This window comes from Paenibacillus sp. FSL H8-0283 (assembly GCF_045040675.1).
Classification (GTDB): Bacteria; Bacillota; Bacilli; order Paenibacillales; family Paenibacillaceae; genus Paenibacillus; species Paenibacillus amylolyticus.
In genome coordinates, this window is record NZ_CP150295.1 from 5,619,957 (window position 1) to 5,632,459 (window position 12,503).

Below are 12,503 nucleotides of genomic sequence, written 5' to 3' on the forward strand. Positions count from 1 at the left end.
TCTGTCAGGCACCTCCGTTGTGTTGGACTCGATAAGATTGCACATTGTGATAGGATTGTTCCAGTCTGGGGATAAAACGGTCGAAGTCGGCACTTACCATGCCTGTGAACAAAATATCGACCACATGCAGGAGTGCAATACGGGAAGCCATATCTCCACGCCTCATGCCTTCTTCCAGAGAAGAGGTGAACAGCGGGATATCGGATACAGTTGCGAGCGCGTTACTGCCATAGGAAGTCAGTGAAATCGTAGAAGCTCCGGCCTGTTTGGCACAATGCAGGGCATCGATGGTCTCTGGTGTTTCGCCTGAATAGGATACGGCCATCGCCACATCTCCCTCGGCGAGCGAAGATGCGGATGTAATCTGCATGTGTGAGTCGGAGAAAGCCGTACAGCTCTTGCCGATCCGCACCAGTTTCTGATAGAAATCCTGTGTAACAATCGAAGAGGTGGCCACACCGTACAGGTCGATGCGGCGAGCCTGGCACAACAATTGAACGGCTTGCTCCAATCTGCCCAAATCCAGCAAACGGGTGGTATCTGCAATCGACGCGAGGTGGTTGGCTTCGATAGCTTCAACAATTTTGGATAGTGAATTGCCCGCTACAATATCCTGATACGCCGTTTCATCGGATGCGTGGGACAATTCTGCGGCGAGTTTCATTTTGAAATCGGGAAAACCTTTGAAATGAAACGACTTGCAAAAGCGGGTTACCGTCGCCGCACTTGTGCCACTCTGCTCTGCCAGATGACTAATCGTCCAGCCGGGAATGTCCGATGGAGATTGCATAATGACTTCGGCGATACGTCGCTCCTGAGACGGAAGGTTATTCAGTTCTTGCTGCAACGCACGTAATATGGCTGCCATGAGGACACCTCGCTTTATGAAAATTATTTTTATTTATTTTTAATAAATTAAGAAAATTATTTTTATAACTTTATTCTAATCAAGACGATGATGCAAATCAAGAGGAATTTAACATGACTTTTGCAAGTATGCTGAGCGTATAAAGACCCTCACCTGCTTGATACAAATGGACCAAATCTGCTTAGCACTAGAAATAACTCCAGGAGAATTGATTTCTCACTATACAGCTGGATTAATGATTCATAAGAAAACACCTGCCAAGTTTGAAAACACTTGTTATCGAACTAGATGCCATAATTAACGAGCAGCCTCAAAGTGGAATTATTTTTTTGTGGCATTCAACCTGACTTTGAAAAATTCATTGTTGCTGTAACATTTGAATTTTTAAATAAATTTGAAGCAATGCCTAATAATCATTTTGTAGATTTAGTATTCGCTTATTATGCAATCATTTCTAATTTAAAGGATATTGAATCTCTTCCTCGAGATTTGGCTATACTCGATGAAAACGATGAATCCTTCCATAATCTACTTAACAATGATGAGAAAGACTAAGCGATATAGGTATTAACATTACTTTTTTCTTGTTAAGAATCTCCAAAGTGCTCAAGAAAGTACTGTCTAAAAAAAGAACTTCTGAATCTCAGGGGTTCTTTTTCTGTTTATATTCCTATTTATGTTGTTTTCGAATTTAAACAAAAAAATCAAAATTGCTTATCAATAGGGAAACCTCTCCCTGACTCACTCAGTACACATTGTCACTATATTGCAGATTACTTCGTACTTAATACGTACGAAGCAAAGGGGAACAAAATTTCGTTTTTCTTACTAATGGCGGTGTTTTAAAAACCGCCTCCTTTCGGACCCATCGATTCAGAAGGTCCCAAATTCGAAGTACTCATAAAGTGAGTATGAAAAATGTATCTAACATTCCGATTAAGAAGGTTAGAGTTCCGGATATGGCGAATCACCATGTCTGAGTTCTCCTGAAATTTCAGGAGATTAGCTCGGCTGACTTTTCAGCCCAGCTCATGCCCGTCAATCTGATAGATGTAAAAAAGGACGTCTCAAACTGAGGATTCTTCTTGTCTTGTTTCCTACGGAAGCAATCATAAGAAAAAGGACACCTAGTTTTTACACTAAGCGTCCTTTGATATTTGTTTATTTAGCATCGCTCAGATCAATATCAGAAGTAGGTATAACGACAACCTCAGGTATTACAAGTGTTTCACCAAGTTCTGAACATATTGTTTCGAGATTCTCTTTTGCCTCTCTGACCAAATCATCTTCTATTGGGTCACAACCATATCTAGCTTTCATACTATCGTTATACATTGCTAGATAAACAGAATCTATTTCAGATAGATGACCTGCGATATGTTCAAATCTTTTTGCATGTCTCCTTGAATGCAATCCTTTTACAGCTAGTTTTTTTTCAACTAGATGTAATGCCGTGTAGAAATACATTGTGACAAGCCAAGCATTAGGTGGAGGGTTAATTGGAACCCCTAAAGCTAGATGCTCAATAGCAGATCTATTTTCATTTGATTTACGGAGATGTTCAAAAGCTGTTGGCACAATTACTACCTCCCTACATCTAGCTTAACGCTATTACCAGGGAGATTCTTCCAACCCTCCGAACCTTTAACAACATAAGTTGCTTCAACGTATAATTTAAATTCTTTAAAGGCCCTTACCTGAACTTCAGCTAATTTTCTACCTAATTTAGCGTCACTCTCGTCAAATACGACAGTAAAGAAATGGTCACCGTCTTCTTTGCAATAATAAATTTCGCTCGCGCCTTCCAATCCCATGAATGCAGTAGCTATTGTTTTCAGCATTGCATCATCACCGCCTGAAACCACTATATGATCATCAATCGGTGTATATTCAGGATCTTTAACTCCTAACCTTGCAAGAAGCTGGGCAGATGTTTCAAAACTGTCTCCAAGAATTCGGGCACCTCTCGAAACCGCTTCAACATACCCTCTTGAAGCTCTTGATATAAGCTGTTTCATCACGATTCCGCTCTTACCACTGCCAGTAACAAAAGTGCCTGTCGAGGATACATGACTTGAGGAAACGGTACCTAACCTTATTCCCATAGTTAGTTGTTCGTCCGCTTTTGCAATCCATTCTGCTTTAGTCGTCATAGTAGATCCTCCTCTTCCAGGATGTTATGTAGCAGCCATTTCGCTAACTCTTTTGCTTGTTCTCTTTCCATGGTAACTGTTACTTTCATTTCTCTTTCAACCTCTAGTACATTTCGTGGGTGATTAAATTTAACATCTTCTTCATAATGAACCTCTAGAGGCCTTTCAGTAATCATAAGTGGTTTAATTGATTCCTCGAAGAAATAAATTGAGATATCTCCTTGAGGGTTCACAGTTAGGGAAGCACCGTTTGCATATGTTTTTTTGTAATCACTACTTTTACTATCAATGTATTTAATAATTTGAGTCTCTGTTGCTTCTATCATATATGTACACCACCCTAGATAAATTTAATAAGAGTATAACCACTGCTTACCAGATTTAAAAGAAATATTTTCCATAATCTATATCTAGTTGTATGCTTCTCACCAAGCATCTAAATATAGATGAATCTCTGTACACGAAAGGGATTCCCACTAGTAAGTGAAAACCCCACATATACGAGATATGCTACTTTTTAGGATAGACCAAATGTTGGAACATCCGATAACATAATATTAGCGCTTCGCGAACGTCGTTGCAACTACTTACTTGTCTAACGCAATCAGTCGAGCTTCGAGCTTCGCGTTTCCTTCATCCAAAGTTTTAAATGTTCGATTTGTAGCTTTCAATTGCCGCGAGATAAAGTCCCTTTTCAGCTTGGGTGGTTAACCCTTCAATAATCTTTTCATTATAAACTATTTTATCTTCGTAAACTTTTCTTGCGTCGTTATTAGACTTAATACGTTCCGCAATCTTTGCCTATTGTTCTTCCACGTTCTGCCCCTTTCCAGGAGTTGTCGCATATAGTGAGTATCCTTTATATTGAGAATCGAGATATGATCGTAATAAAAGAAGGAGCAATTCAATGAATCGAAGACAACGGAGAAAGTTCATTCCTTCCACCTGGATTATGGCTACCAAACAAACAGAAGCACGTGCCTATCATGCCCTCTATGCTATTGATTGGAAACGCGGAGGTCGGCTGAGTTGGGAAGGCTGGAATCAACTTGAAGACTTGCTGCAATTTCATATTCCGATCAAACGAAAAGCTGTAGGCCGGAAATTTTCTTCCCAACCTGCCGCCAAGATTGCAAAAAGAGCGAAAAAAATTCATCTGAACGAAGCGCAGTTTGAGCAACTGGAGCAGTTTTTTTATCGGCCATTTTCGAAGAAAAGATGGAGAATGTTCATTCAAACGAATAGGAATCTATAAGTAATGTGGATTCGGTTGTTTCATTTTTTCACGCTAAAACAAAAAAGCCTCTTCCCTTCTTTTTAAATAAAGAATAGGAAAGACTTTCGCGGTACAACAATTCAATTCTTTTGATTCAATTTAACTAAAGTTAACTCGTTCTAGTTGATGCCATCATATCGTTTTAAGAACTTGCTGGCTAAGCTGGGGACAGTCATTTGATGAACCGATTGATTTTCAATCTCCTCTGCCAGATCGTCATCTGTTAGAGAAACAAAGAACGTAATGTCTGCTTTGGCTTGTCCATATCGGGCAAAAACGTCATCTACTGTCTCATTCACAACTTTGGCGATGATTCGAATGATCTCATCTTTATGCTTCTGAACCTCCTCTGTTCCATACAACAATCGGCTGATGTGGTTAAAGTGCGTATCCTCGCCATATTGATATTCGGAGCAGCCCCATCTGTAATAGATCTCGTCCTGCTCGCTGTCGCACAACCCCTGTTCCTTCATATTGGTAATATGTTTGCTTAATGACTCCTCTGTATTTACCGCCAAAAACAGGGTAACCCAATCACTGTCTGTTCCAAATGCACAAGCATATACTTTCTCACGCTGCACCTTAGCCAGCGTTTTTTCCAGATCGGATAGAAAACCCGCTCGAAATTGGTCTTCGAATTCATTTAAAAAGCGGTCCATTTAGCTCATCCTTTCATTATTATTATAAGTTGAAATACCGAATAGTTACACTTGCCACTTCGCTGACAGAATAACCTTCCGATCACTGTTATCCCCAGATTTTTCGAATCACTTTTATAAAGGTGAAAATCTGGGGATAAAGGCGAACGCTCCGCTTCTTCAGGTCATTTCTGTCCTCCACCTTCTAATGTAACTGTGTATTCTAACTGATGGAAATGTGTTTTAAGAACCCAATCGTCCGTTCAAACCATTGTTTCAATTCTACTACCTTATCTTCATATATGTAATCATTATGGTCTACAAAAATTGAAAACAAGCGATGCTACGTTTCGGATCTTCCCTCAATTTATTGTTAACTAACTCATTTCATGGTCCATAGCAGCAAAAAAGCCTTGCCCCATTCTTCATGACAAAGAATAGAGAAAGGCTTTCATGCTGCTACCTAATCCTAACTGTAATTCGCAACTAAATCTTCAGTTCTCAAAGCTTAATCAGCTCGACAACTGCCTGCGAACGACCCTTAACATTGAGTTTCTGCATCACATTCGAAATATGGTTTGAAGTATGCTAAATATGGTCCATGACCATTGTATAGAAATGAACAGTGCAGGCGATGACATATGAAGCTGGAGGATAGTTAGTCAAAATATATCCTTGGTCATTCGTCGGAACATATTAACATTAATAATTTAGCTGAAAATTTATTATAAATACACTGTTTCTCTCCAACCGCTTTCACTATCTTTTTTATTGTATGTGGTTGATGTTTGAGTTACTCTATCTATTAGTTTATGAACTGTATTCGAATGCGTCCAAAAGCATTTATCAATAAATTCTTTTCCCATCTTATTGACCGTTTTTTCAACTATTTGATTTTCGGCATCGTCAAACTGTAAAAACATTAAATCAGACTTACATTTTAACCTAATGTAGCAATCCAATGGTGACTGTTGTCCTCTTGTCGGCCAACTCAGAATTACTTTTCCAAGATAATACCCAACTTTAATGGGTGTTTCAATTTTATCAATAATGCCAAACACAGCATTTTCTTTTGCTATATATTCTTGGCTATATTTATGGCTTTGCAAAAGTCGAATTCGAGAATTAATTATAAATTCGATATGCTTGATTGAAGTATCCTTAATCTGGTCCATAAGACTATTTGTTATCTTTTCCCTGCTCAACATATTTGATATCATGACATTCTGAATAGCGAACTTGTTAAATAAGAACACATTTAAATGCCTGTGTTTGATCCCATCATCAGTGATCTCTAAATCAATATGCTTACCGTAATACTGTGGTATAGCATAAACACTATATTTACAGTAATATAAATATTGACCTTTATTTTGACACTCGTACCAAGCAGCAGTATTTTCTACGACATTATGATTTAATATAATTTTCACCAATCTTAAATATTCATTTTGGAAATCGACTTTCCAACCTAAGGTTGTAATAAAACACCACAATAAAACATCATTCTTAAGTTCCTTTCCTTTATCTCGATCCAGCAAGACAAATTTAATTATACAATACAACACCTTATCATATTCTTCAAAATCCAGATTCCAAAACGCTCCTCGTCTATTACAATTATAAGATTTTAAGTTATCTGAATCAGATAATCCCCACGAATAATGCAATACACCTTTAAAACTAGCGCTTCTTTTAACAAAATTAAAGTTCAATTTTGTGACCATCTGCATTTTGTCATATATTTGTTTGATAATGTCAGCAGTAATACTATCTATTTTCAAATTTGATGGATCTTCTTCATTATCAATACAAATCATATTAATACAGTATTTAAGAAATGCTATTTCATATTCTTCTGCTGGATGTTCATAATCAGCAAATATATCAAAATAATTTAACCAATCGTTATCTACCTTATGTGACCACATTTCAAGTGATTCATCATACATATCAATCACATTTTCATGCTTCAATTGACCAACTCGATGTGTAAGTTTAGCTTTATACAATTCATAATCCTTTAATTTCACACCAGAATTTAAATCCATAAAAAACTGCTCTATTTCATTTTGACTTCCAATGGATACCATATCAAATTTAACGTGGTTTAATAAATAATCGCTACTTATATCCTTATATTTTGGAAGTGCTATTTTTTCCAATAGTTTCTTCATAGAAAATGACGTGAAATCAGTCACTATTATATTATTTATTTGGGATTTTTTTTGTGTTAACAAATTAAAAATCTCATTTGCTTTTGGTCTTCCTGCAAAACTATACCATTTTTCAAATCTAGAAACATCTTGTATTTCAACTCGTAATTTATACAGCATTATAATCATGAGAGTCGTCAATCTTTGTTGTCCATCATATATCTCAAGTGGTGTATTTTCAGTATCACTACAATATGTAATAATACAGCTAAAATCAAAATCTTCTCCACCCTTACATTTTGCAAGTATTACATTCAGGAGTTTAATTAATTTGTCTTTTCCATCTCCGTCTTTTCCGCCTGCCCCCATTACATAATCTCTTTGAATTTCAGGAATCCGCAAGCCCATTTTATATTGCGTTTTCAAATCGAGTAAAGTTATTTTTTTAGACTCACTCATCGCAACTACTCTCCTTAATCCTGTTAGTAAGTTGTTCTATACATTCATGTAACTCATCACCATCCATTCCTCTATTTATATAGCACCAGTCTTCATTCTGTTCTTTGGGTAGATGGTCTGCCTTCTTTTTATCACATTTTTCTGTATAAAGCTGTGATTCTAGAAAATAACTGATATCCCAAAAGTCATCCGAAGACTTTGAAAATTCATACGCCCATTCAAAAAAACAAAATCTCTCTTTTGCCACAACATCTTTTAATACACTATTTTTATCTATATCATTTTGTGTAAATAAATTAAAAAATCTATATTTTTTTTTACATTCCAAAAGTATATATACCGCATTGTATGTGTTCCATATCATATGTTTGTTAGATTCAACATTTTCAATTTCTAATTCACTTACTAGACTTTTCAATATTATTTCGAAATACTCTAACCGTTTAATTTCAGTTTCAAATGAATATCCTTTTGTACTTGTGCCTGCATATTTATCGCAAAACAAAATCTTTAATCGATTAATATCTGGATACTTATCAAAATCATCGTATCTTTGTTTGACAAGTTCCCACATGGTCTCATAATTTGTATTATACAAATAGTTTGCTAGAGAACTAAATATGTTCAAAATCTTATTTCGATTATTCTGATGTATAATTTTTGTTTCATTATCAATATTACCATCTAAAGGATTATCGCTAATCATATTAGCTCTAATATAATCAGATATAACAAAACGCGTCTTATTTTCATTTATATTTAAAAACTCATCGATAGGTAGTGAGGACGTTTCATGATATAACATTTCTACTTTTTCATTAATATATTTAGTCAACCCTTTTTTGCTATCAGATACAATATCCTTAATTCCCAACTCAATTATAACCTTTCTAATTTTACTGCTCCAAATTTTTTGGAATTGATACGAGTATACTGAAATTCTAATTTCATCATTACTTAACTCGTCATCTGTATCCACCATAGAAAATAAATTTTGAAAATTTTCACATAGTTTATATATGTTCGAACATTCATCTTCATCTATATTCATATATAATCTCACTTTATCTAGCACTTTATTATCAATAATACTAGTCAAACGAGGTTCTATAACGTTCTTTGTTAATCTCTCTTCAAAAATATCCTCCGCTTTTCTTGATTCATTTTCAGCTTTATCAAGGCATTGGCCGTAGAACAAATAAACTGAGCGAAATGATATTGGGATTATCATTGAAATAAAATTATCATATAACCTTTTAACATCAACTGACAATGCTATGTCTTCTTTAAAAGTGTCATCTTGTTTAAGATAATAATCTATAAAATGCCTTCTTCCATTTCTTTCATCAATTTGAAATCTCGTTCAAATTCATAATTAAGATTGATTGATTTTCTCTCTAAAAAAGCTAAAAATAACTTCAGAGTTATTAGGCGTTGTTGACCATCTAGTATCTGTAAGGATTGTTCTTTCGAATTGTTGTAGATTGTAATCATATTAAGTTGATATGGCCTTTCTTTATCATTTATATAAGAATCCCACAAATCTTCGGCTAGTTCTGAAGCGCATTCCATCGACCATTTGTAATTTCTCTGAATTAATGGAATATAAGTATACTCATTTTCGATAAAATTCATTATTTGAGCCATGCTTTTCATATTACCAGTAATACCCATTTCACTCCCCCTATCCTATACATAATGTATTGTTTGCACAACAAATAAGATTTTAATTTTCCATAAAGTTGTATTTTTTTTGCAAAAAACATTCACTTATGTATTGTTCGAATAATCAATATGAGAATATTTTCTTTCAATAGCACTAAACAATATATATTTCCATTGCTTTGAAAGCATTTCTGCATTATCGCCTTTATAAACCTTCATATGTGATGGCTCACGATTTTGCTCCTTTTTTTCTCCTTTTCGTCTGGACATATATCTAATTTCATTTTCCCAATCAACCATATTTAATATATTATTGATTTTTTTATGGTCTATACCTTGTAAATCATCATCTATTATTTTTTGATAAAAACATTTATAATTTCCTTCTTCAAAATTTTTAAGTATTTCCAATGTTCTAGAAACAAAACTACCAAACCAATTTTGAATTTCAATCTTTGTCGCGTATTCTTTAAAATACTTATATAGCAAAACACAAAACTCATCCCTACTAAATTCCAATCTCTCAACATTATCATAAAATTTTATATGATCGCATCGCGAAGCATTGGTAAAATTACAGACTACTTCTGCATCTCCAATCGGATCCACAATATCTTTATACCTATACCACTCCTGTTTCCCAAGAAATTCAATTATCCAATATTTTAAATATTCAACACTATTATCTCTTGCATTACTCATATCAATTGTGAAATAAGGCAAACCACTTTTCCCATTTCTCATTGCGCAATTTCTTATATATCGTTGAATACTTATAACATCCTTTCCCTCTTCCGATATGGCATTAATAATGGCTTCTTTTCTTACCTCAATAATTGTATTTAGATTACTGTTGCGTAACGTAGCATACTTATACAGCATTTTACCAAAGCATTTAGTATATGAAAATAATTTTCCAGCTCCACCAGTTTCAATCTGATTCAGGCACTCCTTGAAAATCATTTGTACATGTTCTGAATACTCCAATTCCGTTTCCCCGAATACTCTATCCTTATCTATATCTTTTCCTACACTACGATATAAAAATGGCACCTTATTTTTCAGAAACAAAGCATTCGCAAACATATCTGTACCAATAAAATTTATTTCATTCAGATCATTGTAGAAAAACAATAATTCTTGCAGTTCTTGAACATCTAAAAATTCAAATTTTTTCTTTTGTTTCTCTAAAAACATTTTCAAATTTAAATATCTTTGCTTTAAAATCAAATACTGTAATTTTTCTTCTAACACACTATTTTCTGGGACACTCCACAAACCCAATTGCCTATTTTCATACATTTTCTTTACTCGTTCAAAGATATCTTGCATATGATTTCCCCTCGTTATACTATGTATTTTTAAATATCGTCCTTTTAATTTTACCAATAAATACCATTTTCATCTTGATATTGACTAGAGTATTTGTATTATGTTAGCTAAGGTGATTATTTTGTAATTAAGCACATATTTCATTACGCCTAAAATAACAGCTTACTTCTGTCAAAATCTAAATTCAAGTAAATAATATTCATACCCTACCATATCATGACAAACTCCACATGTACTTCCTTCATTCGAAAGTACCTATACTATAATTCCCCTTTTATTATTCACGAAAAACTGCACTTAGATTAAAAACAAAACAAACTATACTTATTGAGGAATATAGGATATTTAATTTCAAAATTTCTGCAGCAAAAAAGCCTTGCCCCATTCTTCATGACAAAGAATAGAGAAAGGCTTTCATGCTGCTACTTAATCCTAACTGTAATTCGCAACTAAATCTTCAGTTCTCCAAGCTTAATCAGCTCGACAACTGCCTGCGAACGACCCTTAACATTGAGTTTCTGCATCACATTCGAAATATGGTTACGCACCGTTTTCTCGCTGATGAATAACTGCCCTGCGATGTCACGCGTTGTTTTGTCTTGAACCAGTAATTCGAATACTTCGCGTTCACGGTGGGTCAACAAAAATTTGCTTTTATGATCGATACCCTTCAATGTTCACCCCTCCTTGCTCGGGTTGTGTTGGTGTAACAAGGTTAAGGGGATACAGTCAACTCATCTTATGTCAGGTCAAGGGCGTTGGTTCAGTTTTATAAGAAAAATGGGCAGTAAACATGTGATTCATTGTCCAAAGAGAACGTGAGCAGTTGTCTATATATTTGAGATTATGTAAGATAAACATGCCCCTGCAGCAGATGTTGCCATCCGCGCAAAGGCACACTTGTTCATCTGTCTTCAGAACTACCGATTCATTCGGTTCATCATGCCATCGTTATTATTACGGTTCATCAGGCCATCGTCAAGGATGCCATCACGGTGATTCGTATCTGTTCCGTTCGTTGGGAAGATGCGCTCCACCATCGATTGGAACGTATCGATCATGCCACTAACGGGCTTACCGTTACGAATATCTGTGGCATAGTTCTCGACATGCTCCACAAAGTCTGGATTGGCTGATACATATACATTCTCGATATTTGGTGCAAACTGTTTGATTTTGGCTGAAATCTTACCCTTAATCTCAGCTGATGTGTTATCGTCCGTGCTATCTACACGTTGTCCTTCACTTTTCATACCATAATGCCCATCGTCTGTCCCACGTGCTTTGCCGCTGTTTGTCAGACCACGCATCATGCCAACGGCGCCTGTGCCCATGGTTCCATAGATGCTGCGGTCATTCCCCATATGGCTGCGATCCGTTGCCGAATTTGTGTTCAGTCCTGGAGCAATTCCGCTAGTGCTGTACGGAGACATTGTGCCCGTACCGCCATTCACACGCATACCACCCATATCGTGATTCATGTTGCCCCCACGCATGGTATCACTGGCATGATTACGCATCGTTCCATTCAGCATGCTCGTACGACCATTGGACTTGCTCTCCAACTTGCCTGCATGACCATCTGCCAAACGAACTGCCACATAAGCATTACGATCCGTTAACATGACACGGGCGGATTTTACTTCCTTCATCTCCGTGATACGTTTTGCCAGCTCTTCACTGGATTTCAGGTCAGTAACATTGTGCATGCGATAACTTTTCGCACGGATGCCATCCATGCCATTTGTTTCCACACCATAACGGTTAATGCCGTTGGCTTGCTGACGAACACTTTGCGTATGCATATTGTTGGTATCCCGATTCGTGCCACAACCTGTCAAACCGGCCATTACAAAGATTGCAGTAGATAATGATAACGTAATAGCTGTTGCCTTTTTGACTGCTGGCATGTACTCATCCTCCAATGTTTGTTGGTTTTGGTCACAAAGATAGGAT

General features: G+C 36.0%; 13 protein-coding genes and 1 pseudogene. 2 read left to right on the plus strand and 12 right to left on the minus strand.

Annotation, left to right across the window (positions count from 1 at the left end; genetic code table 11):
- Nucleotides 1–4: 4 nt before the first annotated feature.
- Nucleotides 5–868, minus strand: coding sequence for a MurR/RpiR family transcriptional regulator (locus MHI52_RS24790; protein ID WP_341008705.1), 864 nt, complete (start codon nt 866–868; stop codon nt 5–7).
- A gap of 315 nt (nt 869–1,183) precedes the next feature.
- Between MHI52_RS24790 and MHI52_RS24795 the strand changes: the two genes are divergently transcribed.
- Complete coding sequence (locus MHI52_RS24795) at nt 1,184–1,423, plus strand: hypothetical protein (RefSeq protein ID WP_405157821.1); 240 nt, start codon at nt 1,184–1,186, stop codon at nt 1,421–1,423.
- Nucleotides 1,424–2,029: 606 nt separating this feature from the next.
- Here the strand turns inward: MHI52_RS24795 and MHI52_RS24800 are convergent.
- From MHI52_RS24800 to MHI52_RS24810, 3 genes are read right to left on the minus strand one after another with little or no spacing between them, the layout of a single operon-like run.
- Nucleotides 2,030–2,446: a hypothetical protein gene (locus MHI52_RS24800; protein WP_405130747.1), complete on the minus strand. Its 417-nt coding sequence runs from the start codon at nt 2,444–2,446 to the stop codon at nt 2,030–2,032.
- A 5-nt stretch (nt 2,447–2,451) separates the two neighbouring features.
- On the minus strand, nt 2,452–3,021 hold the full coding sequence (locus MHI52_RS24805) for a hypothetical protein (protein WP_405130748.1): 570 nt from the start codon (nt 3,019–3,021) through the stop codon (nt 2,452–2,454).
- Nucleotides 3,018–3,347 carry a hypothetical protein gene (locus MHI52_RS24810; protein WP_405130749.1) on the minus strand — a complete coding sequence of 110 codons (330 nt, stop codon included), beginning with the start codon at nt 3,345–3,347 and terminating at the stop codon, nt 3,018–3,020. Before MHI52_RS24810 ends, MHI52_RS24805 begins: the two co-directional genes overlap by 4 nt.
- Nucleotides 3,348–3,928: 581 nt before the next feature.
- Here MHI52_RS24810 and MHI52_RS24815 point away from each other — a divergent pair.
- Nucleotides 3,929–4,276: a hypothetical protein gene (locus MHI52_RS24815; RefSeq protein ID WP_405157822.1), complete on the plus strand. Its 348-nt coding sequence runs from the start codon at nt 3,929–3,931 to the stop codon at nt 4,274–4,276.
- Between the two features lie 140 nt (nt 4,277–4,416).
- On the opposite strand, the gene MHI52_RS24820 is transcribed toward MHI52_RS24815, so the two are convergent.
- The 8 genes and pseudogenes from MHI52_RS24820 to MHI52_RS24855 form a co-directional block, all read right to left on the minus strand.
- A complete protein-coding gene (locus MHI52_RS24820; protein ID WP_405157823.1) occupies nt 4,417–4,956 on the minus strand; it encodes a DUF4303 domain-containing protein in 540 nt (179 codons plus the stop codon).
- Between the two features lie 480 nt (nt 4,957–5,436).
- Nucleotides 5,437–5,514 (minus strand): annotated as a pseudogene (locus MHI52_RS24825) (LuxR C-terminal-related transcriptional regulator); the annotation flags it as partial.
- A gap of 146 nt (nt 5,515–5,660) precedes the next feature.
- Nucleotides 5,661–7,550: a DUF262 domain-containing protein gene (locus MHI52_RS24830; RefSeq protein ID WP_405157824.1), complete on the minus strand. Its 1,890-nt coding sequence runs from the start codon at nt 7,548–7,550 to the stop codon at nt 5,661–5,663.
- The gene (locus tag MHI52_RS24835; protein WP_405157825.1) at nt 7,543–8,823 is read right to left on the minus strand and encodes a hypothetical protein; all 1,281 of its coding nucleotides are present in this window, start codon (nt 8,821–8,823) and stop codon (nt 7,543–7,545) included. The genes MHI52_RS24830 and MHI52_RS24835 overlap by 8 nt, the downstream gene beginning before the upstream one ends.
- 44 nt (nt 8,824–8,867) lie before the next feature.
- Nucleotides 8,868–9,224 (minus strand): DUF262 domain-containing protein, encoded by a 357-nt coding sequence (locus MHI52_RS24840; protein ID WP_405157826.1) that lies wholly within the window; start codon nt 9,222–9,224, stop codon nt 8,868–8,870.
- Nucleotides 9,225–9,320: 96 nt separating this feature from the next.
- Complete coding sequence (locus tag MHI52_RS24845) at nt 9,321–10,547, minus strand: hypothetical protein (RefSeq protein WP_405157827.1); 1,227 nt, start codon at nt 10,545–10,547, stop codon at nt 9,321–9,323.
- 449 nt (nt 10,548–10,996) lie between these two features.
- Entirely contained in the window at nt 10,997–11,221 is a 225-nt protein-coding gene (locus tag MHI52_RS24850) for a helix-turn-helix transcriptional regulator (protein WP_017692532.1), read from the minus strand.
- Nucleotides 11,222–11,467: 246 nt separating this feature from the next.
- Nucleotides 11,468–12,457: a YhcN/YlaJ family sporulation lipoprotein gene (locus tag MHI52_RS24855; RefSeq protein ID WP_341008710.1), complete on the minus strand. Its 990-nt coding sequence runs from the start codon at nt 12,455–12,457 to the stop codon at nt 11,468–11,470.
- Between the last annotated feature and the right edge of the window lie 46 nt (nt 12,458–12,503).